Raw genomic sequence first — 25,752 nt, forward strand, 5'->3', positions numbered from 1 at the left:
CGGGGTAGCCACCCTTAGCATTCACGCGGGTTTCCGGGCGGCGTCCGGGAAAATACCCCAGTAAATCAATAAGTTGCTGTCTACTGTCGCCAGTTGGGCGCGATTGCCTCATAGCGCACTTATTGTGTCGAAACGTTGCGTCCCGGTCTCATTGCCGATAACCTCAGCGGTCCGTCTTACGCTTGGGAGAGCGCGATGGATCACTGGCAACTGGCGTATCTGGGCATGCGGCAGATTCCGCGCGAACTCAGCGAGTTTGAGCTTACCACGTTCTTCACCTTCTCCGCCAAAGAGCGGGCCCTGATCCATGCGCGGCGCAGCCATTTGTACCGCTTGGCCTGTGCCGTTCACATTGGCTTTGTCCGCATGACGGGGCGCACCCTCGATGCCTACAAGCAGGTGCCAAAATTCCTCTGGGCCTTTGTGGGCGCGCAACTCGGCATCACGCCGCCGGACATGGGCACGCTGAGCGCGCTGTATGACGGGCGCACCGATACCTTGGTGGACCATCAGATGCTGGCCTACCAAGCCCTGGGGTTCAGCCCGATGGCAGAGCATCAGCGACGTTACGTGACGCGCTGGCTCAAGGAGCGGCTGGCAGGGCAACCGAGCCGCAGTGACCTGCTGCACGAGTTGAAGCGCTGGCTCTACGAGCATCGCATCCTGATTCCGCATGACCGAGCGCTGAAGCGGCTGATCAGCCAGGCCGGAGAGGCATTCGAGTCGGCCCTGGCTGACGCGCTGGTGCAGGCCTACGGCGAGGTTTCCCTCGATGCGTGGGGTGCCCTGCTACCGCGGCCAGAAAACGACCGGCCGAGCCTACAACAATGGCTGTGGGCTGTCCCGCTACGCAATTCGACCCATCAGATGGGCGAGTTGTTCGACAAGATCGACCGCCTGTACAAGCTGGGCATCCACAGCGGTTGGCCGGCAGCCTGCAATGAGGCGGTGGTGCGGCACTATGCGCGGCGCTGTGCCAACCGCCCGGCGTCGGTCAGCAAGCGGGTCGCGCAACAGTCCCGCCGCCTGGAATCGGCTTGCTTTTTACGCTATGCCTTATGCGCGGCCACGGATCAATTGTCGTCCATGCTGCGGCACTGGATTCGCAAATGCGTCAACGATGCCGGACGCCTAATTGACGCGGGCCGACCGGACCCAGGTACCAAGTTGGGGGAATTCGCTGCCGCCGTCAAAGCGCTGGTCGCAGACGAGACGCAGACAAGGGATGCCCTCTGTCAGCAACTGAGCAATCTGGCTGACGAGGCAGCTGGTCAGCATCTAGCGAGCCGTGCCAGCCTCATCCGCGCGCAACTCCTGTCGCGACACAGGCTATCCCGTGCCTTGCTGGGCAGACTGGTTCATCTGCCATTTGCGGCACAGTCGGCCCACCCGGTGATCGAGGCAATGGAGGTACTGCGCAAGCTCTATGCGCGCAGGGCCGACTGGCTCCCTGATCGGGTGATGGTTCGATTGGGACGCGCCTGGCAGCCAGCACTAGAGGGCTTGGATCGCAAGCGGGCCCTGGCCGCCTTCGAGTGGGGGACGCTGTTTGCCCTGCGGGTGGCGCTGCGCAATGGCTCGGTCTTCCTGGACCACAGCTTCGCCTTCCGCAGTCAGGCGGCCCTACTCATCTCCAAAGAGGATTGGCAAGCCCGGCGTAACCATTTCTACGGTCATCTCAAGCTGCCGCAGGACGCCAAGGCGTTCCTCGATCCTGTGGTGGCGCACCTGGACGCGGGGCTCGCCAGGTTGCGCGATGCAGTCCAGCGTGGGGAGCTGAACATTGATAGCGCCATCCATATCGATCCGCTCACGGCAAAGAAACCGGAAGCCTCTGTGGAGGCGCTGCGACGCGCGCTGTTCGAGCGGCACCCCGGTGGACAATTGCCCGAAATCCTGCTGGAGATTGACAGCAGCACCCACTTCAGCTGGCTCCTGCTGGGTCGGGAACCGCATTCGCGCAGCGAGCTGCTGATGATCTACGCTGCAGTGCTGGCGCACGGCACCTCAATGTCGGCGGCGGACCTCGCACGGATGGTGCCGGAGTTGTCGCCCAGCGCGATCCGGCAAATGATGCATCGCATCGCGGACGAGCGCAAACTGCGCCAGGCCGCCGATGCCGTCCTGATCTTCATGCATCAGCACCCGATCGCCCAGCACTGGGGGCGCGCCGATCTGGCGTCGTCGGACATGATGTCGCTGGAGACCACGCGCACAGTCTGGCGGGCACGGGCTGATCCGCGCCGGCGCACGGCATCGATCGGTATGTACACGCATGTCCGGGACCGCTGGGGCATCTTCTATGACCAGCCGATCCTACTGAACGAGCGGCAGGCCGGTGTCGCCATTGAGGGCGTCATCCGCCAGAGCGGATCGGAAGACGTGGCACAACTAGCGGTCGATACCCATGGCTACACCGATTTCGCCATGAGCCTGTCCCGGCTACTTGGCTTCGATCTCTGCCCGCGGCTTGCCCACCTGCGCGATCGCCGCCTGCATGTGCCCAGGGATCACGAGATACCGGCGGAATTGGCTGCGGTGGCGGACGCGGATGTCCGGCTGGTCTTGATCGAACGTGCCTGGGACGAACTGGTCCGGATCGCGGCATCGGTGCAAAGCGGGGCAATGTACGGCAGTGCAGGCCCTGATGCGTTTCGGTGCAGCGGCGAAAGGTCAACCCATCTATGAGGCTGGCGTGCATCTCGGGCGGCTGTTTCGCACGATCTTCCTCATCGACTATTTCACCAATCCCGCGTTCCGCCATGAGATGCAGCATGCCTTGAACCGCGGCGAGGCGGTCCACACGGTGCAGCGGGCCATCCACTATGGCAAGATTCCGTTGGAATTGACCCGGCACGATGCGTCGCTGGCGGCGGTGTCGTCGGCTCTGACCTTGTTGTCCAATGCCGTGATGGCCTGGAACACGCTGCACATGCAGCGCGCGCTGGACGCGATTGAGGCCATCGGCGGCGAATCCATGCGTGCCGAGGATTTGCGCCAGATTGCGCCGACTCGTCTGGAAGGCATCAATTTGCGTGGTACTTTCGATTTTCCGATTGCACGTTACGCCCATCGGCTGCTGCCGAGTGCGACGAGCACGCCGGACTCACCATCGCAGTGGCGCACTGCATAGCCCATTTTTTTTCGGATTGTGCCGTTATCCTCGCGGGTTGGAGTCGGTGATGTCATCCTTAGGGCCTGCCTTCCTTACCGAAGGCGCGCTCGAGGCTATCAAGGAAACGCGATGCGGATTGATAGCCGATGACCCGCACCGGGCTCTCTCGCCCATCGGCGCCGAACAAGATGATGCCGGGCGGCCCGAATAGGCCGAAGCGCTTTAGCAACGCCTTGTCGTCGGCGTTGTTTTGTGTCACATCAGCTCGAAGTACGACAACCCCGGCCAACTGCGTCTGAACTCCGGGATCGCTGAAAGTCGTCTCCATCTCCTTACAGCTGACACACCAGTCGGCATAGAAATCGAGCAGTACCGGCTTGCGGGCCGCAACGGCCTGCGCCAGACGTGCGTCGAGCTCGGCCACCGAGCGGATCCGCGCGAAGTGCACCACCGCGTGGTCGGCGGCGGTGGCTGGCGACGACTGGCGAGTGCGCAGGTGCGACAGAGGCTGCAGCAGATCCCGCCCGCCCGACGCCAGCCCGACCAACAGGATGGTTCCCGCCAGCGCGGCGATCAGGCCCAGGCCCTTGCCCAGCCGGGCCACGCCATGCGGTTTGGGGCCAAGCGAATCGAAGGCGCCCAGGAAAACTGCGGCGATCAGCAGCAGAGCGGCCCACGTTGCCATCACGGCCCAGGGTGGCAATAGCGGGGTGATCACCCAAGTTCGCCTCGCCCAGCAGCAGAAAGCCAAGGCAACGCTTGGTCACCTCCAGCCAGTGCCCGGCGCGCGGCGGGAGATTGCCGGCGGCGACGCCGGCCAGCACCAGCGACAACCCCATGCCGATCGCCAATGCGAATAACGCACCGCCTCCGGTCATGGCATCACCGGTTCGTGCGAGATAGGCGAGCGTGCTCGATAGCGGCGCCGGCATGATGCGCGCGACGGCCAACGCGGACATCGCCCCCAGTGCTGCGGCAGCCCGACGATCCAGCTGCTGTGCGGATGTCGTCGATCGGGGCTGCCGCAGCAGCGCGCGGAGCCCGAACATCGATAGCGCCAGGGCCACGAGCAACGTGGCGAAGGCCCCGAGCGCCCAGGGCGTCAGCAGCCCTGTCAAGACCCTCTCACCGAGCCACCCGGTGGCCATGCCGACGCCGGCATAGGCTACCGCCGAGCCGAGCACGTAGTCTAGCGAGATGATCAGCGCACGGCTGCGTGTCACGTGCTCGCCCACGACGATGGACCAAAGGATCGGCACCATCGGCAGCACGCTCGACGTGACCGTCAGCAGCAGGCCGAAGCCGAGGAAGAGCAGCGCGATTGCCCCAAGCTGGTGGCTGGTCAGCGCGCGAATGATGCGGTCGCCGTCATCGCCATGTGGCACGATCTCCGGTATCGCATGCCCGCCCTGGTATTCGCCCGCTCCGGGAGAGGTTACTGCAGTCGGTGGCACAAGCATCGCCATTGGCGTGCCACCCTCGCGCTTATCAAATAGGCCCGCCGAGCGGGCTGCCGCCCACCTTGTATACGCTCTCCATCGGTGGATAACAGATTCCCTTGTCGGCGCAGCCTTGCGATGTCACGACCAGCGTCCATTCGCCATCCGCAGGAGTGACCTCCACTGGCACGCGAATCTTGACGCCACCATGGTAGATCTCCATCTCCTTGCCAAACGCCTCGTCGTACTTAACCTGCCCTGGTGGAAGCACAGGTGTACCGAGCTTCACCCCTGCCGGCCGGGCAGCAAAGGCGAATCGCTCACGGTAGAGGTGATAGCCGTCCGCGATGTCGAAGTGCACCTCGATGGCGTGTTCGTCGAGTTGCCGGGCCGCAAAGCGCAAGGCCCGCTCAGGCGGCAGAAGATCTTCCTCGCCCACGGCGCGGGAAACGCCAGCGGCGCCCGCGATACAGAGCCACGTGACGAGGAGCAGCCCCAGGAGGAATTGCCCCGGAGCCAAGCGCCATACTCGCCCGGTGTCGCCCGTACGCGCCACTGCCATGCCAGTTTGCATAGCCCACCTCTGGAACTGAATTACCGGCCACGCAATGCCGCGGCTCGTGCCACTTGCATTCCGACCGGTGCCACGTGCCGCCGCAACTCCGTTCAACGGGCATCGTTATCTGGCCCTGCGGCCGATCTGTGCCTCGCCGCATTCATGGGCGCTCATCCCCGCCGGCACCCAACGCACCAGCCGATTCGGGTCATTCGGCTGTATCCACTGACGCTCCCGGGGGAACGTGTAGATGCAAGAACCTCTCGACGGCGATTACCGCCACAATCCCGGCGCCTGGCACGGTGGATTGTCCTACCTCGATGATCGCTTTGGTGATGGCCTCGACGTCGCTTTCCTCCGCGAAGATCTCGATCTTGGTGTGCACGGGTGGTCAGATCGCTCGAGAAGAAATTCCGATACTCGCCGTACCCCTTGACTTTCGTTGCGGTCAATCCGGGCGCGTGGACGGTTGCGAGGCGCTTCTCCAGCTTCTCCAAAAGCTCAGAGGGCACGATGGCAATAACACATATGGTACTCATGGGCGCCTCCTTGACAACGCAGGGTTGGACGATCAGCAGTGCACTGTCGGGGTAAGTCATCATCCGGTTCCATTGCGATCCTGGCCGATCACCAGACGGGTTTCGCCTTGATACGCGTGCGGTGGGATCTCCAGATTGAGCGGCGCTGGGACGTTGCGGAACACGCGGCCGGCCAGGTCAAACTTGGAACCATGGCAAGGGCAAAAAAAGCCACCAGGCCAGTCATCCCCCAAGTCCGCCGCGCCGACGTCCGGGCGATAGGTCGGTACGCATCCCAGATGGGTACAGATGCCTACCGCCACAAAGAAGTCCGGGCGGAGCGAGCGTGTCGCATTACTCGCATACGCGGGCTGCTGGTCCTTCTGGGACAGGGGATCGCTCAACAGGCGATCGTGCCTGCCCAGACGCGCCAGCATGTCGCGGGTCCGGTGCAGTATCCAGACGGGCTTGCCGCGCCAGGCGACGGTGACGAGTCCCCCTGGCTCCACGGCGCCGAGCCTCACATCGACGGGCGCGCCCCGCGACCTTGCGGCGTCGCTTGGCGCCATGCTGGCCACGAATGGCACCATGGCGCCGACCAGGCCTACGCCTCCCATGGCGCCGGTGGCCAGCAGAAGCAATCGGCGCTGGCGTGCGCTCTGTGTGTCTGCCGTCGGATTGTTCATGGCGATTTACTCCAATCCCGGGGGGGCATGTGGCCAGCAACGTGACTGGCTGCCCAACCGCTCACTCCCAGAGCTTGCCCAATAGCTGCGCCCATTGGCAGCGGCCCGGCAAGAACACGGGCACCCGCTTGCGATACGCCTCATAGTCCGCCGCGAAGCGGTGGGCCAGGTCTTGCTCTTCCTGCCTTGCAAGCATCAATTTCCCACAAGGTTGCCGAGTCCCCTTGCTTCGCCATGGCAGGAGGGCACGCACTTGCCCGTCTACTTCAGGCGCTGCTCCCCAGCTTGCACCCGGGCTAGCAAAGACTGAACCCGCCCATCATGCGTTGATGCATCACGAGCATGCCTACCGCGCCAAAGGATGCAGCACGCCGATGATGGCGAACACGATCAAGAGGACTCTCCATATCAACGATTTGTTCACGTGTTACCTCTCTCTTCGTTGGCGGCCCGGGTACGCGTCCGCCATGCGTGCCAATTGCTCTGCCGTCCTGTCACTCCTTGATTCGAAATGGATGGGGCTTCTGCTTTGGCGCTTGCTCGGTCATTCCGCCCACTTGATCGTCCTGCGCGCTCATGCTCTTCATCATCAGCCACATCGACAATGGGCAGATCAAGAGCAGGAGATACGGCCCAATACCCAGGACAAGCGCTCGGACCGGCGGCAATAGGGCATAGGCGGCTGCCAGCATTGCCGCCAGAGCGATGCCTGCGGTGATCATTGCTTTCGGATTGCATTTCATGGTGGTGGTACTCCTTTTCAAATGGTTCGGATCTGGACAGCGTCCTTACTTCGTCGGTGGCGTCTGGATCTTGTCCGCGTACTTGCGCATGATCTCGCCCATCGCCTGCATCATGTCCGCATGCATCTGCATCGAAAGCTTCTCGTTGCCAGGTGGCAGGCCCATCATCGGGCAGCTTCCCATCATGCCGCCGCCCATCATGTGGTCCATCATCATGTCGTGCCCCTTGTCCTGTGCACCCGTCTTGGCGCTTTCGGCGCCACGGGTTGCACCGGCCGCTGCGGACCAGCCGCTGGCGCCAAGCATCACCACGGCTAGGGTTGCGGCTACTAGTGATTTCGTATTCATGGCGATCTCCTTATCGATCGCGATTCAATGACCACGCGCCAATCCAGTACCAGACAAGTGGGCGGGCAGACAGTCAGTCCGGCTCCCTCAGGGCGGATGCCAGAGGCCGGATTGCACGGATGCATGCTTTGCCTGGTCGGCCGAAGCACCCTCAGTCACTTGGACTCGGAAGGCCCCATCGGGCTGCCGCCGCCGGTCGACTGGGAATCCATTTGTTTCATCATTGCATTGCAGCGCGCCAACATCGATGCCTGAGAGGCTGATGTACTGGAGGTCGCCGCAGGGTGTTGCGCTGCAGTGCGCGCGCGATTGATGACGTCCCAGTCGGGACCCGCGAGCGCCTGCGCGGTCGCGACGGCGAGTGAAATGAGAACGAGAGTCTTGAGAGTGGAATGCATGATGATCTTCCCCAGTATTCGGTTTTGTCTGGCTCAACCGCAACGGGTCAGAGCACCCACGCTCGGGTAGAGCCACCAAAGTCAAGCACGTGGCCGAAGTGGGCCACGCGTAGGGATAGATCAGATGCGCAAGCGGGCCGTTGCGAGATAGACCGGACCAGGCGAGTTGTTCGCGCTGTCAGCCGTGTGGAAGATGCGGAAGGTGTATGGCGTGGGCGGCAGAACGTGTTCAAGCCCAGCCATAGTCGGCAAGACACCGAGATCGGGCCCGTGACCGTTGCTGTCGGCCCAGTGCCGACCGTCCTGTTGATGGTCAGCGCACAAGGCCAACAACAGCAGCGCAAGCAAGCGAGTGAAGGGGCTGCGGCTATGCTTCATGAATCACGCCAGCATTTGTCCTAGTCTAGCCCCCCGATCTGGGCAGCAAGGCAAGGAGACACGGGTTGGTAGAGTCGAATTCACACATGACAATAGCTACGCCACGCGGCGTCTGAGTCGTAGCGCATTGGAGATCACTGAAACGGAACTCAGGCTCATGGCCAATGCCGCGATCATCGGCGACAGCAACCAGCCGGTGAACGGGTACAGCAACCCCGCCGCCAGCGGGATACCCAGCGCGTTATAGATAAAGGCGAAGCCCAGGTTCTGCCGCATGTTGGCGATAGTGGCCTCGGAGAGTTCGCGTGCTCGGGCGATACCGCGCAGATCGCCCTTGACGAGGGTCATCTGGGCGCTGTGCATCGCCACATCTGTGCCGGTTCCCATCGCAACGCCCACATCGGCCTTTGCCAATGCCGGCGCGTCGTTGATGCCGTCGCCCGCCATCGCAACCACGCGGCCTTCCCCTTGCAGCTTCTCGACGAGCGCCAGCTTGTCGGCCGGCTTCACTTCGCCATGAAACTCGTCGATGCCCAGGCGACCGGCTACCGCCTTCGCCGTGACAGCGCCGTCACCTGTCGCCATCACCACGCGGACCCCGGCTTGCCTGAGCGTCATCAGAGCCTCGGGCGTGCTGGCCTTGACGGGGTCGGAGACGGCAAGCAGACCGGCCAATGTTCGATCTGCCGCCAGATACATGACACTGGCGCCTTGCTGCCGCAGGGTATCCGCCTGAGACGCCAGTGGTGCAACGTCGACCTGTTCCTGCTGCATCAGGGCGGTGTTGCCCAGCACGAGCTGGTGGCCACCGACGCGGCCGCGTACCCCCATGCCCGTGTCCGAGGCGAAATCCTCCGCCTTCGCCAGGGCCAGGCCGCGCTCACGCGCGGCGGTGACGAGGGTCGCGGCTAGCGGATGTTCGCTGCCCTGGTCGAGGCTCGCGGCCAAACGAAGCACCTCGGTTTCCGTGAACGGATCGACACGATAGGCCCGTTCAAAACTCGGACGGCCTTCTGTCAGCGTGCCGGTCTTGTCCACGATCAGGGTGTCGACCTTGCGGAATTGCTCGATGGCCGCCGCGTCCCGGAACAGAATGCCCTTGGTCGCGCCATTCCCGCTGGCCACCATGATGGATGGGGTGGCCAATCCCAGCGCGCAGGGACAGGCAATGATCAGTACAGCCACCGCATTGACCAGGCCAAAGACCCAGCTCGGCTCGGGGCCGAAGACGCCCCAGGCGAAGAACGTGAGCAAGGCGATGGTTACGACCACCACCACGAACACGCCGGCGACCCGGTCCGCCATCCGCTGCATCGGCGCCTTGGAGCGCTGTGCCTGGGCCACCATCTGCACGATCTGCGACAGCACCGTCTGGGCGCCGACCTTTTCTGAGCGCATCACCAGGCTGCCCGAGGTGTTGATGGTGGCGCCGATCACGTGGTCGCCGACGCGCTTGGAGACGGGCAGAGGCTCACCGGTGATCATCGATTCGTCGATGGCGCTGGCCCCTTCGTTCACGACGCCATCCGTGGGCACCTTTTCGTCGGGCCGGACCCTCAGGAGATCGCCGACATGCACGTGCGTGAGCGGAATATCGGCCTCGCTGCCGTCCGGATTGAGGCGGCGTGCCGTCTTGGGGGCCAGGCCGAGCAGCGACTTGATGGCTGCCGAGGTCTGCGAGCGCGCCCGCAACTCGAAGATCTGGCCGAGCAACGTCAGCGAAATGATGACGGCCGCGGCTTCGAAGTAGACCGCGATCCGGCCGTGCATGAGAAAGGCGCGGGGAAACAGCTCTGGGGCAACGGTGGCGGCGACGCTGTAGACGAACGCCGTACCCGTACCCAGACCGATCAGCGTCCACATGTTCGGGCTGCGGTTTCGGAACGACTGGAGGCAGCGGACGTAGATGGGCCAGCCTGCCCAGAGGACCACCGGTGCGGACAAGACGAGTTCCACCCAGCTTTGCGTCGCGGGCTCCAGCACCCCGAGGCGGTCCCCAAGCATCACCAGCGACACGACGGCGATCGTCAGCGGCAAGGTCCACCAGAAGCGATGGCGAAACGCCGCGAGTTCGGGATTCTGGTCGTCGTCGAGGCTTGGCATGAGCGGCTCGAGTGCCATGCCGCACTTTGGGCACGTCCCGGGATGGTCCTCGCGGATTTCGGGGTGCATCGGGCACGTATAGGTCGTGCCCGGCGCCGTCTCGCCTTCATCGGGCGCCGAAACGCTTGGTGTCTCGACATAGCGCGTCGGCTCGGCCTCGAACCGCTTCTGGCAGCCGGCACTGCAGAAGAAGTATTGTGCCCCGGCATAGCTTGCCTGGTATGGCACATCCCGCATGACCGTCATTCCACACACAGGATCGCGTGCACTGGCCCCACAGACGGCAGCGCCGTGACTGGTGGAATCATGGTCTCGTCGATTCGGCGCATTTCCGCTGCCGTGCCCTACGTGCTCATCGTCTCGCGCTGCTGCCATCGCGTGATGTGAGGCAGGGTCGAGAGATTGCCGTTGTCGATCGCTCGTGGTCATCGCGCTCACTGCCTGGTTGCACGTACTGCCGCTCGATGTTTCGGCGGTTCGCCGCTGAACTCATCCAGGATCGGGCATTCGGGGCGGTCATCGCCTTCGCAATGTCGCGACAAGTACAGGAGCGTGTCACGCATGCTGGACAGTGAGGCAATGCGGGCGTCCAGCTCCTGGATTCGCTGTTCCGCAATCGCCTTTACCGTTGCACTCGCGCGCCGTTTGTTTTGCCACAACCCGAGCAACTCGCGGATCTGGGCCATCGAGAAGCCCATCGCCCGCGCTCGCCCAATGAAGCGCAGGGTATGAATGTCAGCTTGACCATACACCCGGTAGTTCCCCGCGCTGCGTGCGGCTGAAGTCACAAGACCAACGCTTTCGTAGTAGCGGATCATCTTGGCCGAGACGCCGGATGCGCCGGCGGCTTGTCCAATATTCATGATGTGCTCCTTACCTTCAATCCCTGTTGTCTCGGACACGCAACTTGAGCAAGCTGCGGGGTGGATGGCATCCAGGGTTCGATGACTCAACGATAGACCTTGCCCCGGTGGGAAGGTCAAGGACACGATCCTTCGGAAACTTGGGCCACGTTGCGAGAAGACCCGGGGCGAAAGGTCCGGTTGCATTACCCGCAAAAGACAGTATCCTTGCGACTATCACGCCCACCGCAAAGAACTCTTGCGTCACTCGGTCCGCCGGCATCCCTGGTTCGCCGGCCTCCTTCTCGTTGTGTTTCTGACAGTCCAACTGGCAGCGGCCGCGTACGCCTGTACCGGTAGCCGCTATCAGGTGGAAGGCAGCGGCACGACGGCGGCAATGACCGAATCCTGTGCCGATATGGCGGCTGGCGGTAGCGACCAAGGCACTGACCAGAGTGCGCTCTGCCTGGCGCACTGCCAGGCAGATTCCAAGAGCGCGGACCATGTTTCACCGCAGCTTCCGGCCTTCCTGCCAGTGCTGAAGAGCGTCGTGGAACCCACGCGCGTGGTCACGGCCGAGGTTCGCATCGCGCTGCGCGCCGAGGTCGAGGCGCGCGGCCCGCCGCCCCTGAACATCCTTCACTGCAGTTTTCAAACGTAGCCTCCAGATCGACGCCCATTCGGTGCTGCCCAGCTAGACTCGGGTAGCTGTCGTCGTTCACGGAGGCTTTATGCTTTTTCCTCGTCGCCTGACGCTGGCGCTGCTTTGCGCGCCTGCCTTCAGCATGGCGGTGTCGCATGCCGCGGCTGCGCAATCTGCCCCTTCTCTTTCCCTCGAGGAGACCGTCGCGCTCGCGACCACTCACGCCGGCGATGCCGAATCCTCGCGAGGCGCCGTCGAGGCAGCCGTGCAAATGGCGGTTTCCGCCGGCCAATTGCCGGACCCGGTGCTCAAACTTGGACTCAACAACGTCCCCGTGACCGGGCCGGACCAGTTCTCGCTCACGCGGGATTTCATGACCATGCGGTCCATCAGCGTGATGCAGGAATTCACGCGCTCGGACAAGCGCCGCGCCAAGGCGGCGCGCTTTGAAGCCGAGGCGACTGCCGCCGAGGCGCAGCGCGCGGTCGGACTGGCCAACGTGCAACGGAATGCCGTCGGTGCCTGGCTCGATCGGTGGTATGCCGAGCAGACCGGTGTCCTGCTAGGCCATCACGGCCATCCCCTGGACCTGGCGCTCCAGGCGGCGACCGCCGCCTATCGCAGCGGGCGTGGCACGCGTGCGGATGTCTTGGCGATGGAGCTGGAAGTCCAGAAGCTGCATGACCGCCTCGACGAAAACCGGGCCGCCGTAGCCACCGCCATGCTTAATCTGCAGCGCTGGGTCGGGCCTGCGGCTAACCGCACACTGTCGCAGCGCCCGCCGCTCGACGTACCCCAGAGCATTCAGCAACTGGCGAAAGACGAATTCGACGCGGTTCCCGAGATCGCGGCGGCACGGCGCGACGTGGCCCTGGCCGAGTCGGAGATCCAGGTGGCAACGGAGGCCAGGACACCAGATGTGACGGTCGAGCTGATGTACAGCCAGCGCGGCCCAGCCTTCTCCAACATGGGGTCGATCAACGTCAGCTTCCCGGTGCCCTGGGACCGGGGCAATCGCCAAGACCGCGACGTCGCTGCCCGGCTGGCACAGGCCAATGAAGCGCGTGCCAAGTCCGAAATCATCCGGCGCAATACCCAGGCCATGGTAGGCGCCAAACTTGCCGAGCTGCAGCGCAACCTTGAGCGGCTCCAACGCTACGACGAGAAGACCTTACCGCTCGCCAATCAGCAGGCGGAGGCAGCGCTCACGGCATACCGGGCCAATACCGGATCGCTGCTTGCCGTCGCCGAGGCCAACCATCGCGCCATCGACACAGCGGTGGAGCGGCTGACGCTGGAGGCCAGGACGGCAAAGCTGTGGGCCGACTTGACCTTCCTGATCCCGCTGCCTACCGCGCAGACCGAGCCAGCCACCAAGGAACGCAAATGAAGAAACCAGTCATTGCCGCGGTCGCCGGCGTCGTTGTCATCGGTGCCGCCCTCTATGGCGCCTACCACCTCGGCGTCATGCGCGGCACACAATCTGCGCAGACGGCCGCGCCAGGCGCGGCGTCTGCGCTCAAAGCAGGCGACACCGATCCGAACACTGGCAAGAAGATCCTGTACTGGCACGATCCGATGGTACCCGGCCAGCGTTTCGACAAGCCAGGCAAGTCCCCTTTCATGGACATGCAGCTCGTGCCCGTTTATGCGGATGGGGATGCCGGAGGCAGCGGAGGCAGCGGCGTCACGGTCGACAGCCGTGTCGCGCAGAATTTGGGCATCCGCACGACTGAGGTCAAGGCGAGCCGGATGAGCGCCGTGCTCGAGGCACCTGGCAATGTCGCCATTGACGAGCGCAGTGTCCAGGTGATCCAGGCGCGGACGAATGCCTTCGTCCAGCACGTAGCGGTCAAAGCGACCCTCGACCCGGTCCGGCGCGGCCAAGCACTGGTGACGCTGTACTCGCCCGATTGGGTGGCCGCGCAAGAGGAATATCTTGCCGTGTCCCGCATGGCCGCGGGTGGCCAATCCGACCTGCGCAGCGCGGCCAAGGCCCGCATGCTGCAGGCTGGCATGACCCCCGGCCAGGTCAGCACCGTCGAATCATCCGGCAAGCTCCAGCCTACTCTTGGCATTGTGAGCCCCGTCGACGGCCTTGTGACAGAGGTTGCGGTCCGGGAGGGCATGACTGTGTCTCCTGGCATGACCCTGTTTCGCCTGGCCGACCTGAGCCAGGTCTGGGTGATTGCCGAGGTACCGGAGGGACAAGCCCACGCCATCGCTCCGGGCCGGGCGGTCAAGGTGTCGCCGACCGGCGCAACCGAGTCAATCGTTGGCAAGGTCGATACCGTCCTGCCCGATGTCAATCCGGCCACGCGAACCATCAAGGTGCGCATTGTCCTGCCCAACAAGGGCAGGCACCTGTTGCCGGGGATGTTCGTGACGGTCCGGTTTGACAGCGGTGATCAGAAGGAATTGCTGATGATTCCGCTGGAGTCCGTCATCCGCACCGGCCAGCGCAGCATCGTCATGGTCGATGCGGGCAAGGCCGGCTTTGTGGCAACCGAAGTCAAGACCGGGCGCGAGGCCGCCGGCATGGTCGAGGTGCTGGACGGGCTGAAAGCGGGGCAGAAAGTGGTCACCTCCGGGCAGTTCCTCATCGATTCGGAAGCCAGCTTGCGTGGCACGGCCGAACGCATGAGCGCCACGACAGCGGCTTCCGCGCCGGCTGCGGCTGCGCCCGAGCACGAGGGCGTCGGGCGCATCGAGGCCGTGACGCGCGAAGGCCTGACCATCTCGCACGGGCCGATTCCCTCGGCACAGTGGGGCGCGATGACCATGGATTTCGCCGCGCCGCCTGCCGGCCTGCCGAAGGGGCTCAAGACCGGCGACCGCATCCGGTTCCGCTTCCACCTGGACAAGGATGGCCTGGCGATCCTGTCCGCAGTCGAGCCGGCCGGCACCACCCAGGGGGCCAAGCCATGATCGCCCGGCTCATTCTTGCTTCCATCCGCAACCGTTTCCTGGTCCTGCTGGTCACGGTCATGCTGACCGCCTGGGGACTGTGGGCCGTGCGCAGCACGCCGCTCGACGCGTTGCCGGACTTGTCCGATGTGCAAGTGATCATCCGCACGCCGTTTCCCGGCCAGGCGCCACAGATTGTCGAGAACCAGGTCACCTATCCACTGACCACGACCATGCTGTCGGTCCCGGGCGCCAAGACCGTACGCGGCTACTCGTTCTTCGGTGACTCGTTTGTCTATGTGCTATTCGAGGACGGCACCGACCTGTATTGGGCGCGCTCCCGCGTGCTGGAATATCTGAACCAGGTGCAATCCCGCCTGCCCGGCGCCGCCAAGCCGGCGCTGGGGCCGGACGCCACCGGCGTCGGCTGGATCTACGAGTACACGCTGGTGGACAAGACCGGCCAGCACGACCTCAGTCAACTGCGTGCGCTCCAGGACTGGTTCTTGCGCTTCGAGCTGAAATCGCTGCCCAATGTTGCCGAGGTCGCGTCCCTCGGCGGCATGGTGAAGCAGTTCCAGGTCGTCCTGATGCCGGACCGGCTACGCGCCTACAACCTGTCGCAGGGCAAGGTGCTTACGGCGCTCAAGGGCGCCAACCAGGAAACCGGCGGCTCGGTGCTGGAATTGGGCGAGGCGGAGTACATGGTCCGGGCCAGCGGCTACCTGAAGACGCTCGATGATTTCCGGCAGATCCCGCTGGTGACCAGCGACGCCGGCATCCCGGTGCGGCTGGGCGATGTCGCCACCGTCCAGCTTGGTCCCGAGATGCGGCGCGGCATCGCCGAGCTCGACGGCCAGGGAGAGGTCGCCGGCGGTGTCATCGTGATGCGCTCGGGCAAGAACGCGCTGGAAACCATCGAAGCGGTCAAAGCCAAACTCGCCACGCTGCAGAAGAGCCTGCCGGCAGGCGTCCAGATCGTCACCACGTACGATCGCTCCGCCCTGATCAACCGGGCGGTGGAAAACCTGACCCACAAGCTGATCGAAGAGTTTATCGTCGTCGCGGTGGTCTGCCTGGTTTTCCTGTTCCACCTGCGCTCCGCGCTGGTTGCCATCGTTTCATTGCCGCTGGGTGTGCTGGCCGCGTTTCTGGTCATGCGATACCAGGGTGTCAATGCCAACATCATGTCGCTGGGCGGCATCGCCATTGCCATCGGCGCCATGGTCGATGCCGCGGTCGTCATGATCGAGAACGCGCACAAGCATCTCGAGCATTGGCATGCGGATAAGCCCGGCCTGGATCTCACCGGCCATGAACGCTGGAGCGTGATCGGCGAGTCGGCGGCTGAGGTTGGACCGGCGCTGTTCTTCTCGCTGCTGATCATCACGCTGTCATTCATTCCGGTGTTCACGCTGGAGGCGCAGGAGGGCCGACTGTTTTCGCCGCTGGCCTTTACCAAGACCTACTCCATGGCCGCGGCGGCGGGCCTCTCCGTCACCCTGGTGCCGGTCCTGATGGGCTACATGATCCGTGGCAGGATCCCCACGGAGCAGTCCAATCCCCTCAGTCGGTGGCTGATTCGCGCCTATCAGCCAGTGTTGGCCAAGGTGCTCACCTACCCGAAGACCACTGTAGCGATCGCGGCAATTCTGCTCGTCGCGACCGCCTGGCCGATCATGCGAATTGGCGGCGAGTTCATGCCGCCTCTCGATGAGGGTGACCTACTCTACATGCCGTCGGCGCTCCCGGGGCTGTCCACCGGCAAGGCAGCGCAGTTGCTGCAGCAGACCGACCGCCTAATCAAGACCGTTCCCGAGGTAGCCACCGTGTTTGGCAAGGCCGGCCGCGCCGACACGGCGACCGACCCGGCGCCCATCGAGATGTTCGAAACCACCATCCAGTTCAAGCCGCGCGACCAGTGGCGTTCCGGCATGACGACGGACAAGCTGGTGGAGGAGCTCGACCGCGTGGTGAAGGTGCCCGGCCTGTCCAATATCTGGGTGCCGCCGATCCGCAACCGCATCGACATGCTCGCCACCGGCATCAAGAGCCCGGTCGGCATTAAGGTGGCGGGCACCGACCTGAAGGAAATTGACCGACTGGCCACGAGGATCGAGGATGCTGTCAAGGCGGTGCCGGGCGTCACCTCTGCACTCGCCGAACGCCTGTCCGGCGGGCGCTACGTCGATGTCGACATAGACCGGATGGCCGCCGGGCGATATGGGCTCAACATCGAGGATGTCCAGAGCATCGTGTCCTCGGCCATCGGTGGCGACAACGTCGGGGAAGTGGTCGACGGGCTGGCGCGCTTTCCGATCAATGTGCGTTATCCACGGGACTACCGCGACTCGGTGGAACAACTGCGCAGCCTGCCCATTGTCACCGACCGTGGCCAGCATATCACGCTGTCCGACGTGGCGCGCCTCCAGGTGGTGCAAGGACCGCCGATGCTGCGCAGCGAAAACGCCCGCCTGTCGGGCTGGGTGTACGTCGATATTCGCGGACGTGACCTGCGTTCGGCCGTCCAGGACATGCAGGCCGCCGTGGCCAAGGCGGTCCCGATGCCAGCGGGCTATTCCCTCAGTTGGTCGGGTCAGTTCGAGTATCTGGAGCGGGCCACCGCGAAGCTGAAGGTGGTGGTGCCGTTCACGCTGCTGATCATCTTCGTGTTGCTGTACCTGGTGTTCGGCCGTCTCGATGAAGCGCTACTGATCATGGGCACGCTGCCGCTGGCGCTCATCGGCGGATTCTGGCTGCTTTACTTGCTGGGCTACAACCTTTCGGTAGCGGGGGTTGTCGGCTTTATCGCCCTTGCCGGCGTGGCAGCCGAGTTCGGCGTCATCATGCTGCTCTACCTGAAGCAAGCCTGGAGCGAACGCGAGGGCCGAGGCGAAACCAGCGTGTCCGCATTGCTGGACGCCATTCAGGAAGGGGCAGTGCTGCGGGTCCGCCCCAAGGCCATGACCGTCGCTGTCATTCTTGCCGGCCTGATTCCCATCATGTGGTCGCATGGCACCGGCTCGGAGGTCATGCAGCGCATTGCGGCTCCGATGGTTGGCGGCATGGTCACCGCGCCATTGCTTTCCCTGTTTGTTGTGCCGGCGGTGTACTTGCTGATACGCAGACGGCAGGCCGAATCTGTCTCACTTTCCACCCACCCCTCACTCCCGGAGGAATCACAATGAAATACGTCAAAACTCTTGCCATCATGGCTGCTCTCGCTGCCACACCGGCTGCGTTCGCGGCAGGGTCGATGGACGGCATGGATATGAAGGGCATGGACATGAAGCCGTCAGCCGAAACGAAGCAGGCCCCCCACCCGGTTGCGGCAGAGGTAAAGAAGATCGATGCGAAGGCAGGGAAAGTTACCCTCAAGCACGGCCCGATCGAAAATCTCGGCATGTCCGCCATGACCATGGCGTTCCCGGTCAAGGATCGCGCTTCGTTGAAGGACTTCAAGGAAGGTGATGCGGTTACCGCCGTATTCGACACGGTCGACGGCAAGCCGACAGTCGTGGACATGCAGCGCAAGTAAAACTCAGGCGGCACCACCGCTCGCATCGGGGCAGTGTGCCGCCTGCCATGGCCAAAATCCTCCGTCACGCCGCTTCGGTAGACCTCCGAATGGCGTCGTCGGGATCGAAACCGCTTTCCATGAACGTTCGGCCACAGTGAGCCGCCCACCCTTCGACCTGCCACGTGAAGTCATCGTTGTCATCGTGTTTGCCGTGGCGTTCACGGTGTGTGCTACAGGTTCGCTTGCCTGGCATTTTCGTCGCCAGATGCGCATCAAGCGCGGCCTCGAGAATGACAGATCAGGTTCGTCCACGCGACGTCGCATAACTTCAAGACGGCGCAAATAGTCCTGTCAGATCCCACCTGAGCATTCATGCTGGATGCAGCTTGCGAGCCGGTTTCACCAACGAGAGCGGCTTTAGACATCAGCATCGCGGCCCTGCGAGACGTCTTCGGTGGCCAGACGAACTTGCGGATCCGGTCGTTCAAACGGATAAATCAGTTGCTCGCCGTAGCGGTGCGGCACCGGGTCGCCTTCGATGCCGATTGCGCCCAGTGGCGCCTGCGGTTGATAGAAGGTACCGAAGAGGTGGTCCCATACCAGCCAGAACTCCCCGAAATTGACCTGCGCGTCCGCGAAGCGCTCCCGATGGTGCCAGCGATGGAGTTCTGCCACGCCTAACATATACCGCACCGGCCCCAGGCTATAGTCCAGGTTGGCATGCTGGAATGCCAGATGGACCGCCAGGATTGCGAACCAGCCGGCCACTACCTCGGCCGGCGCGCCTAGTATGCCCAGGACCAGTAAGCCCGGACCCGCCATCAGGGCTGCATGCAGCGGGTGGCGGCGTTCCCCGTTTAGCCAGTAGAGCCGCCGCGACGAATGATGAATGCTGTGCAGCCGCCACAGAAAGCCGTAGTGGTGGCTGAGCCGATGGACGGCATACAGCGACAGGTCCAGTGGCGCCCCTGCGAGTAATACCTGCAACAAGTATGGCCATTCCGCAGGCCACCATAGCTTGGGCCAACCCGTTCCTTCCCGCAGCACCACGAACCCCAGCACGGCACCGTGCATCACGGCCAAATTCACAACGGCATGGGCGACATCCGCCGGAAAGTCGAGATCCCGCTTTTGCCACCGTGCATCGAACGGGACAATGCGCTCCAGCCAAGCAACAAGAAATAGCCCGGCGGCGGCCCACAACGCCAGCCAAGCCAGCGGCGTGCCGTGGGATGGGGCGACCGAAACCCCTGTGATTACCAGGGCCATGATGGTCGGATAGGCGCCGTACCGCACCACAGAACGCGCTGTCATTGCGACTCCAGAGTTCAATTTCCTCCAGTTTCTCCAAGCGACAGACAGCTAGCTTGAATAAACATGCTGTGTGCGGGCGACGTCTTGACTCTATAGCAGGTACGGGGTGTGAAATTACTCAGATCTTCTGTGGAAACAGGCGGGTTAACAAAGGAGTTGCATGAACGACCACTTCCCCGACAAAGAACGCCTTGACCTCGACGCGAGTCAGGCGGCCGACCGCCGGATTCTGTGGCTGGTACTACTGATTAATGTCAGCCAATGTCTGGCAGGTATGGGCGTGGGCCTTTGGGCGGCGTCCACGGCGGTGCTTGGTGCGGCTCTGGACAACCTTGCCGACGCGTTGGTGTATGGCGTCAGCCTGTACGCCGTCGGCCGATCGCGAGCCATCAAGGTGCGGGCAGCGCGGCTATCGGGGTGGCTTTTGATTGGGCTGGCCCTGATGCTATGCGTGGAAGTCCTGCGCCGGTTCTTTGGCGGCGAGGCGCCATTGGGGCCGGCGATGATGGTCATGGCAGCGATCAATGCGGCGCTGAACATTATTTGCTTGCGCTTACTGAAACGCCACCGCGGGGAAGACGTCAACTTCAAGGCTTCCGCCATATTCACCAGCAACGACTCGATTGTGAATCTGGCCATTGTGTTGTCCGGAGCGCTCGTGATGTGGTCGGGCTCCAACCTGCCAGACCTGGTTCTGGGTCTGGTGGTATCTGCGATCGCCGCTAACGGAGGTCGTGAAATCCTGGTTGACGCGACAGAACATGAGGAAAAGGCCCGTTCCGAGGCAACTTAACCTCCGACCAGGAGGCAGAGCCCTTGACTCTGTATCTACTTTAGGGTGTGAAATTCTGACATATACAGAAAGAGGCGAATGATGAAACTCGACCAAGCCCATGCCGAAAGTGATGCGAGATCAACTCAAGAAAGGAAGAAGGCGGAGGACCTGAACGGCGCGACATCCGTCTTCCGCATTCCCAACATGGATTGCCGCAACGAAGAAGCGGCAATCCGTGCACGGCTTGCCAAATTGCCAGCGGTAGAGTCCCTTTCGTTCGACCTTCCCCAGCGCCGCCTCACCGTCCGGCATGGGCTACCGAACCCGGGGCCGTTGCTGGAGGCCCTCCATGAGATCGGCATGCAAGCATCGATGGAGGACGACGGCGAAGCCGCGGGCAACGCCGCTTGCGGATCCGCGTGCGCTGGATCCTGCGCCGGCAGCCAGAGCGCTGCGTTAGAAGAGTCAAAAGACACATTCACGATTCCAAACATGGATTGCCGCTCCGAAGAGGCGGCGATCCGCGCGCGGCTGGAGCCGTTGGCCGGCGTCCGGTCGCTCGAGTTCGACCTACCCGCACGCCAGCTGTCTGTCGTCCACACCTTGTCCTCGGTGGAACCCCTGCTGACGGCGTTGCAATCGATCGGCATGCAGGCAAGGCTGGGCGAAGACACAACTCCTCCGGGCGCGAATTGCGCAGCGACAACGGAGACTGCCTGCGGTCCCTGCGGCACGCCCCCCGTCTCCTTCGTCCCTGCAGCCACGGGCAATACCACGCAGTTCCTGATCACAAACATGGACTGCCCCACCGAGGAAGCTTTGATCCGCAAGCGCCTAGGCAAGGTGGAGGGCATCGAACGCCTCGACTTCGACCTGATGAATCGCCGACTGGAGGTGCAACACCGCCTGCCCGATCCGGCACCGGTCCTCGGCGCACTGCGCGAGATCGGCATGCATGCCACGGTCGAGCGCGAGGCAGGGGCAAGTTCCAAGGGACGAGCCACCTACTTGATCGAAAAGATGGACTGCCCGACCGAAGAGGCGCTGCTGCGCAAGGCGTTGGAAGGCATGCCGGGTGTCAGCAGCCTGCAGTTCAACCTGATGAGCCGGACCCTGACCGTCAGCCATTCGCTGAAGGACGAGGTGCCAATCACAGCGGCCATTGAGCGACTTGGCATGCAGCCGGTGCTGCGCGACCATAGTCGGCCTGCCCCCGCAGTCACGAGGGACTTTGGCACCGGCATTTCGAAGGCGGAGTGGCTGCGCATGGGGGCCGCCGGCGTGCTGGCGGTTGGCGCGGAAGTCCTCACATTCGCCGGGATGGGTGAATCGGCATGGCCGGTGGTGGCCGCGTCGCTGGCGGCCATTGCGTTGGGCGGTATCGAGACCCTGAAGAAAGGCTGGATCGCGCTGCGCACGCTGTCACTGAACATGAACCTCCTGATGACGATTGCCGTCATCGGTGCCGCTTTGATCGGCCAGTGGCCGGAAGCCGCCGTGGTGATCTGGCTGTTCGCCATCGCGGAGATGATCGAAGCGCTAAGCCTGGACCGGGCGCGCAACGCGATTCGCAAGCTGATGGACCTGGCGCCGGAAACCGCACTCGTCCGCCAGGACGACGGTCGCTGGCAAGAGGTCAAGGCCGAGACAGTGCCGCTTGGAGCCGTCGTGCGCGTTCGTCCCGGCGAACGTATCGCCTTGGATGGGGTCGTGGTGTCGGGCGCATCAGCCATCAACCAGGCGCCCATCACCGGCGAAAGCATGCCCGTGGAAAAGAACCCCGGCGACACGGTGTTCGCGGGCACGATCAATGAGCGCGGCACATTGGAATTCGAAGTGCACTCGCGCAAGGGAGAGACCACGCTCGACCGTATCGCGCGCTCGGTCCAGGAAGCCCAAGGCCAGCGCGCGCCGACGCAGCGTTTCGTTGATCGTTTCGCGAGCGTCTATACCCCCTCTGTCTTTGCGCTGGCGATCGCCATTGCCGTGATCCCGCCGCTGTTCTTTGGGGCGCCTTGGTTCGAATGGGTCTACAAGGCGCTGGTGATGCTGGTGATTGCTTGTCCCTGCGCCCTGGTGATCTCGACACCGGTGACGGTCGTCAGCGGCCTGGCTGCGGCCGCGCGGCGTGGCATCCTCGTCAAGGGTGGCCTGTACCTGGAGCAAGGGCGTCTGCTGCGCGCGGTGGCACTGGACAAGACTGGCACCCTTACGCACGGCCGCCCGGCGCTGACCGATACGGTACCGACGGGCGCGCTCTCGGAGACGGAAGTGCTGCGCATTGCCGCCAGCCTGGATGCGTTGTCCGAACATCCAGTGGCCACAGCTATCGTCAACGCCTACGGCGACAAGCCGCACGCCTCAGTGCAACGCTTCGAGGCTCTGGCTGGCCGTGGCGTCAAGGGCGACATCGACGGCCAGACCTACTACGTCGGCAACCACCGCCTGGCAAATGAGCTTGGCGTGGCCAGCGAGCAGGTCCGCAAGCTGCTGGAGAGCCTGGAAGCGCAGGCCAAGACAGCAGTGGTGCTTGCCACCGATAAGCAGGCACTGGGTGTCCTGGCAGTTGCCGACACGGTCCGGGACAGCAGCAAGCGTGCGGTAGCGGCGCTCAAGCAGTTGGGCGTAGAGCCGGTGATGCTTACCGGCGACAACCGCAAGACCGCGGAAGCGGTGGCCGCCCAGGTGGGCATCACCGACGCGCGCGGCGACCTGCTGCCGCACGACAAGTTGGCTGCGATCGCAGAGCTTGGCGCGAAGGCGCCGGTAGGCATGGTCGGGGATGGCGTCAACGATGCGCCCGCGCTGGCCAAATCGAACATCGGCTTTGCGATGGGCGCTGCTGGCACCGACACCGCGATCGAGACCGCCGACGTGGCGCTGATGCAGGACGACCTGCGCAAGCTGCCTGAGTTCATCAAGCTGTCGCGCCGGGTGGGTGGCGTGCTGAAGGCAAACATCGCCTTCGCGATCGGTACCAAGGCGGTCTTCATGGTGCTGGCCTTCACCGGCCATGCCAGCCTGTGGCTCGCGATTCTTGCCGACATGGGCGCAAGCCTGGCCGTGGTGTTCAACGGACTGCGCCTGCTGGGGACCAGCCCCTCCACTGAGAGTGACCACCATGCGGGCTGATCGCAGCATTGGCCTGGGTTTCGTATTGGCGGCCCTTATCGTGGCGATGGATATCGGGACGAAAGTAGCCATCGTGGCCTGGGTCGACTACGGTGCAAGCCTCGACTGGCTGCCCGTCCTCAACGTCGTGCATGTGCTGAACCGAGGTGCCGCCTTCAGTTTTCTGCACGGCGCGGGGGGCTGGCAGCGATATTTTTTCATTGGAATTGCCTTGGCGGCCTCCGCGTTCCTTGTGTACATGATTCGGCGTACTGGTACCACCGATACCGAGCGGATCAGCTACGGACTGATCTTGGGCGGCGCGTTGGCCAATATGATCGACCGGGTCGCACGCGGAGCGGTGGTCGACTGGATCGATCTTCATTGGGGTTCGTACCATTGGCCGGCCTTCAATGTGGCTGACATCGGCATCACACTCGGTGCTGCCTTGATCGTGTTCCATGAGCTCTTCGGCAGAATGCAGGCACGCCCAGCCCGCGGATGAACACGAAGCATCCGACAGGCAGCCGCTGCTGACCATCGGCCGCGGCTGGGCCATTTACATCGGACCGATAGAGGCCGGTCGGTTGCACCGACATCAAGCAGCTCAGTTGGCATGGAGCAAACAGGGGATGTTGCTCCTCGAAGGGGCCTGGGGCGGATTGCAGGCCCCGGGACATTTTCTTGCGGCCGGGGTGCCGCATCGTCTCGTAGCGGCCGGCCCGGTGCGCATGGTGTTTCTCGACCCGACCATGCACAGCGTTTGCCCTACTGGCCGTCGGCCCGCAGCCACGATGGCGCCGAGCCCCGTGCAGGCGGATATGCTGGAACATGAGCTGGACCGCTGGCTGCGAGGCGCAATGCCGTCTGAAACAGCGAATGTGTCACAACCTGCCACGGAGGCTTCGCGTTGGGCTGCGGTCCTCCAGTGGCTGGAAACGTCGCTGGAGGGACCCGTGCATGTCGCACATGCCGCCGACGCCGTAGGCCTGTCGTCCTCCCGTTTCATGCATTGGTTCGCGGAGGCGAGCGGACTGTCGTTCCGGGCGTACGTGCGTTGGTTGCGCCTGCAGCGTGCGGTGCGCACCCTCTCCGATGGTTGTACGCTCACCGAGGCTGCTCATCTCGCCGGCTTCGCCGACAGCGCGCACCTGACGCGCACCTTCGTGTCCACATTCGGAGTCCGGCCAGCGCCGCTGCGTGGCGCTCGGATTGTCTGTACGGCACAGTCCAAACCTCCATTCACACTGCACGGACTTGAATTTGTCGACACCATCCGGCATGGAGGGCGTCAGACAGGAGCCCAACAAAGGGGAAAAGCATGAAGATCGGCAAACTTGCTCAAACCGCCGGCACCACGGTGGAGACTATTCGCTTCTACGAGCATGAAGGCTTACTGCCGGCGCCGGCTCGTTCCTCTGGAAACTACCGACTCTACGCTTCCCAGCACCTTGAGCGGTTGGCGTTCATCCGCCATTGCCGCTCGTTGGACATGACCCTGAACGAGATTCGGTCCTTGCTGCGTCTCAAGGATGCGCCCCACGAGGACTGTGGAGAGGTCAACGTCCTGCTAGAAGGCCACATTCGACACGTGGCGCGCCGCATACAAGAGTTGATGGCATTGGAACGTGACCTGAAGCAATTGCGCAGTCAATGCGGTCTGTCGCGAGAGGCCAAGGACTGCGGCATTCTGGAGGGCCTTACGAAAACAGCCCATCAGACACCACAGCTGTTGGGAGAAGAGTAGGGACGCGGATCCCACGAAGGACTACAGGCAGATCCGCCTTCAGCGAACGCTTTCCTGTCGCCGGCGCTAAGCGGCATGTGCGCCACCCCAAACAGCGCAGGCGGAAGCGTTCCCGACGCGCAAGGCAGCCTCTGCCATAGCCCCGCAGAAAGGCACAGACTCCCAAGTGCGCCTCCCAAGCCGCCAAAACGTCTGCCGGGAAATGCATGCCTGCGACCAGACGCGACCAGCCAACAAGGTCCACGCCAGTTTGGGCTAGCCCCTTCTAGTGCTTCATCTAGCACTGTGTAGCTGCCATAGGGTCAAGGAAAACGCTACGCGTTTGCCGAACTTTTCTCCTGAAGTGCGGCGCGGGTGCTTTGTTCGTAGCAGGCGGCATATATGCGTGCAGCCTTGTCTTGACCCTGTAGCCACTACATGGTGTCAAATCGCACCGACATATCAGCTGACAGGCTGCCAATGAGAGGCGCTGGGCTAAAGGCGTGAATCGCCCCGGGTTTTGCGGAGGCTCTCACTCTTGAGAGAATGCGAGCCATGAGCAAGAACAACGCAAACAAGTTTTCCCCGGAAGTGCGCGAGCGCGCCGTGCGCCTGGTGCAGGAGTCGCGC

The 25,752-nt window shown here is 63.4% G+C and carries 19 protein-coding genes and 2 pseudogenes; 12 read left to right on the forward strand and 9 right to left on the reverse strand.

Annotated elements, in window-relative coordinates:
- The first annotated feature begins 195 nt into the window (after positions 1-195).
- A pseudogene (locus tag F1599_RS23055) lies at positions 196-3,133 on the forward strand (Tn3 family transposase).
- Between the two features lie 58 nt (positions 3,134-3,191).
- On the opposite strand, the pseudogene dsbD reads toward F1599_RS23055, so the two are convergent.
- Positions 3,192-5,128 (reverse strand): annotated as a pseudogene (gene dsbD, locus F1599_RS23060) (protein-disulfide reductase DsbD).
- Positions 5,129-5,360: 232 nt separating this feature from the next.
- Here dsbD and F1599_RS26040 point away from each other — a divergent pair.
- Positions 5,361-5,546 carry a hypothetical protein gene (locus F1599_RS26040; RefSeq protein WP_170265909.1) on the forward strand — a complete coding sequence of 62 codons (186 nt, stop codon included), beginning with the start codon at positions 5,361-5,363 and terminating at the stop codon, positions 5,544-5,546.
- A gap of 162 nt (positions 5,547-5,708) precedes the next feature.
- On the opposite strand, the gene petA is transcribed toward F1599_RS26040, so the two are convergent.
- From petA to cueR, 7 genes are all read right to left on the reverse strand, one after another.
- Positions 5,709-6,314, reverse strand: coding sequence for a ubiquinol-cytochrome c reductase iron-sulfur subunit (petA, locus tag F1599_RS23070; RefSeq protein WP_062799377.1), 606 nt, complete (start codon positions 6,312-6,314; stop codon positions 5,709-5,711).
- Between the two features lie 494 nt (positions 6,315-6,808).
- Positions 6,809-7,057: a DUF2933 domain-containing protein gene (locus F1599_RS23080; protein WP_062799375.1), complete on the reverse strand. Its 249-nt coding sequence runs from the start codon at positions 7,055-7,057 to the stop codon at positions 6,809-6,811.
- A 45-nt stretch (positions 7,058-7,102) separates the two neighbouring features.
- On the reverse strand, positions 7,103-7,405 hold the full coding sequence (locus F1599_RS23085) for a hypothetical protein (RefSeq protein ID WP_062799373.1): 303 nt from the start codon (positions 7,403-7,405) through the stop codon (positions 7,103-7,105).
- A gap of 155 nt (positions 7,406-7,560) precedes the next feature.
- Complete coding sequence (locus tag F1599_RS23090) at positions 7,561-7,803, reverse strand: hypothetical protein (protein ID WP_116359830.1); 243 nt, start codon at positions 7,801-7,803, stop codon at positions 7,561-7,563.
- Between the two features lie 120 nt (positions 7,804-7,923).
- Positions 7,924-8,181, reverse strand: a complete 258-nt coding sequence (locus F1599_RS23095) for a hypothetical protein (protein WP_062799371.1) — start codon at positions 8,179-8,181, stop codon at positions 7,924-7,926.
- 96 nt (positions 8,182-8,277) lie between these two features.
- Positions 8,278-10,713, reverse strand: coding sequence for a heavy metal translocating P-type ATPase (locus F1599_RS23100; protein WP_371558780.1), 2,436 nt, complete (start codon positions 10,711-10,713; stop codon positions 8,278-8,280).
- Positions 10,714-10,718: 5 nt separating this feature from the next.
- Positions 10,719-11,147 (reverse strand): Cu(I)-responsive transcriptional regulator, encoded by a 429-nt coding sequence (gene cueR, locus F1599_RS23105; protein ID WP_062799367.1) that lies wholly within the window; start codon positions 11,145-11,147, stop codon positions 10,719-10,721.
- A 238-nt stretch (positions 11,148-11,385) separates the two neighbouring features.
- Here cueR and F1599_RS23110 point away from each other — a divergent pair, with 238 nt between their 5' ends.
- The 5 genes from F1599_RS23110 (at position 11,386) to F1599_RS23130 (ending at position 18,214) form a co-directional block, all read left to right on the forward strand.
- Positions 11,386-11,787, forward strand: a complete 402-nt coding sequence (locus F1599_RS23110) for a hypothetical protein (RefSeq protein ID WP_062799365.1) — start codon at positions 11,386-11,388, stop codon at positions 11,785-11,787.
- A 70-nt stretch (positions 11,788-11,857) separates the two neighbouring features.
- Complete coding sequence (locus F1599_RS23115) at positions 11,858-13,159, forward strand: TolC family protein (RefSeq protein ID WP_062799363.1); 1,302 nt, start codon at positions 11,858-11,860, stop codon at positions 13,157-13,159.
- Positions 13,156-14,697, forward strand: coding sequence for an efflux RND transporter periplasmic adaptor subunit (locus F1599_RS23120; protein ID WP_062799361.1), 1,542 nt, complete (start codon positions 13,156-13,158; stop codon positions 14,695-14,697). Before F1599_RS23115 ends, F1599_RS23120 begins: the two co-directional genes overlap by 4 nt.
- The gene (locus F1599_RS23125; RefSeq protein ID WP_062799358.1) at positions 14,694-17,864 is read left to right on the forward strand and encodes an efflux RND transporter permease subunit; all 3,171 of its coding nucleotides are present in this window, start codon (positions 14,694-14,696) and stop codon (positions 17,862-17,864) included. Before F1599_RS23120 ends, F1599_RS23125 begins: the two co-directional genes overlap by 4 nt.
- Positions 17,861-18,214 (forward strand): copper-binding protein, encoded by a 354-nt coding sequence (locus tag F1599_RS23130; protein ID WP_053821791.1) that lies wholly within the window; start codon positions 17,861-17,863, stop codon positions 18,212-18,214. Before F1599_RS23125 ends, F1599_RS23130 begins: the two co-directional genes overlap by 4 nt.
- Positions 18,215-18,613: 399 nt before the next feature.
- Here the strand turns inward: F1599_RS23130 and F1599_RS23135 are convergent, their stop codons facing one another.
- The gene (locus tag F1599_RS23135; protein WP_082371464.1) at positions 18,614-19,510 is read right to left on the reverse strand and encodes a sterol desaturase family protein; all 897 of its coding nucleotides are present in this window, start codon (positions 19,508-19,510) and stop codon (positions 18,614-18,616) included.
- A gap of 160 nt (positions 19,511-19,670) precedes the next feature.
- Here F1599_RS23135 and F1599_RS23140 point away from each other — a divergent pair, with 160 nt between their 5' ends.
- The 5 genes from F1599_RS23140 to cadR all read left to right on the forward strand — a co-directional run bounded on the left by F1599_RS23140 (position 19,671) and on the right by cadR (position 25,143).
- The gene (locus F1599_RS23140) at positions 19,671-20,303 is read left to right on the forward strand and encodes a cation transporter (RefSeq protein WP_053821792.1); all 633 of its coding nucleotides are present in this window, start codon (positions 19,671-19,673) and stop codon (positions 20,301-20,303) included.
- A gap of 78 nt (positions 20,304-20,381) precedes the next feature.
- Positions 20,382-23,417 (forward strand): heavy metal translocating P-type ATPase, encoded by a 3,036-nt coding sequence (locus tag F1599_RS23145; protein WP_170265910.1) that lies wholly within the window; start codon positions 20,382-20,384, stop codon positions 23,415-23,417.
- The gene (gene lspA / locus F1599_RS23150; RefSeq protein ID WP_053821794.1) at positions 23,407-23,901 is read left to right on the forward strand and encodes a signal peptidase II; all 495 of its coding nucleotides are present in this window, start codon (positions 23,407-23,409) and stop codon (positions 23,899-23,901) included. The genes F1599_RS23145 and lspA overlap by 11 nt, the downstream gene beginning before the upstream one ends.
- Positions 23,858-24,721: a helix-turn-helix transcriptional regulator gene (locus F1599_RS23155; RefSeq protein WP_082371465.1), complete on the forward strand. Its 864-nt coding sequence runs from the start codon at positions 23,858-23,860 to the stop codon at positions 24,719-24,721. Before lspA ends, F1599_RS23155 begins: the two co-directional genes overlap by 44 nt.
- Complete coding sequence (gene cadR, locus F1599_RS23160) at positions 24,718-25,143, forward strand: Cd(II)/Pb(II)-responsive transcriptional regulator (RefSeq protein ID WP_053821795.1); 426 nt, start codon at positions 24,718-24,720, stop codon at positions 25,141-25,143. The genes F1599_RS23155 and cadR overlap by 4 nt, the downstream gene beginning before the upstream one ends.
- Positions 25,144-25,752: the final 609 nt, after the last annotated feature.

Source organism: Cupriavidus cauae (genome assembly GCF_008632125.1).
Classification (GTDB): Bacteria; Pseudomonadota; Gammaproteobacteria; order Burkholderiales; family Burkholderiaceae; genus Cupriavidus; species Cupriavidus cauae.

Bases quoted from the DNA above. Each gene is read 5' to 3' on its own strand.
- F1599_RS26040 (WP_170265909.1), top strand. From the start codon at position 5,361: ATGCAAGAACCTCTCGACGGCGATTACCGCCACAATCCCGGCGCCTGG.
- petA (WP_062799377.1), bottom strand. From the start codon at position 6,314: ATGAACAATCCGACGGCAGACACACAGAGCGCACGCCAGCGCCGATTG.
- F1599_RS23080 (WP_062799375.1), bottom strand. From the start codon at position 7,057: ATGAAATGCAATCCGAAAGCAATGATCACCGCAGGCATCGCTCTGGCG.
- F1599_RS23085 (WP_062799373.1), bottom strand. From the start codon at position 7,405: ATGAATACGAAATCACTAGTAGCCGCAACCCTAGCCGTGGTGATGCTT.
- F1599_RS23090 (WP_116359830.1), bottom strand. From the start codon at position 7,803: ATGCATTCCACTCTCAAGACTCTCGTTCTCATTTCACTCGCCGTCGCG.
- F1599_RS23095 (WP_062799371.1), bottom strand. From the start codon at position 8,181: ATGAAGCATAGCCGCAGCCCCTTCACTCGCTTGCTTGCGCTGCTGTTG.
- F1599_RS23100 (WP_371558780.1), bottom strand. From the start codon at position 10,713: ATGACCACGAGCGATCGACAACGGCAATCTCTCGACCCTGCCTCACAT.
- cueR (WP_062799367.1), bottom strand. From the start codon at position 11,147: ATGAATATTGGACAAGCCGCCGGCGCATCCGGCGTCTCGGCCAAGATG.
- F1599_RS23115 (WP_062799363.1), top strand. From the start codon at position 11,858: ATGCTTTTTCCTCGTCGCCTGACGCTGGCGCTGCTTTGCGCGCCTGCC.
- F1599_RS23120 (WP_062799361.1), top strand. From the start codon at position 13,156: ATGAAGAAACCAGTCATTGCCGCGGTCGCCGGCGTCGTTGTCATCGGT.
- F1599_RS23125 (WP_062799358.1), top strand. From the start codon at position 14,694: ATGATCGCCCGGCTCATTCTTGCTTCCATCCGCAACCGTTTCCTGGTC.
- F1599_RS23130 (WP_053821791.1), top strand. From the start codon at position 17,861: ATGAAATACGTCAAAACTCTTGCCATCATGGCTGCTCTCGCTGCCACA.
- F1599_RS23135 (WP_082371464.1), bottom strand. From the start codon at position 19,510: ATGACAGCGCGTTCTGTGGTGCGGTACGGCGCCTATCCGACCATCATG.
- F1599_RS23140 (WP_053821792.1), top strand. From the start codon at position 19,671: ATGAACGACCACTTCCCCGACAAAGAACGCCTTGACCTCGACGCGAGT.
- F1599_RS23145 (WP_170265910.1), top strand. From the start codon at position 20,382: ATGATGAAACTCGACCAAGCCCATGCCGAAAGTGATGCGAGATCAACT.
- lspA (WP_053821794.1), top strand. From the start codon at position 23,407: ATGCGGGCTGATCGCAGCATTGGCCTGGGTTTCGTATTGGCGGCCCTT.
- F1599_RS23155 (WP_082371465.1), top strand. From the start codon at position 23,858: ATGAGCTCTTCGGCAGAATGCAGGCACGCCCAGCCCGCGGATGAACAC.
- cadR (WP_053821795.1), top strand. From the start codon at position 24,718: ATGAAGATCGGCAAACTTGCTCAAACCGCCGGCACCACGGTGGAGACT.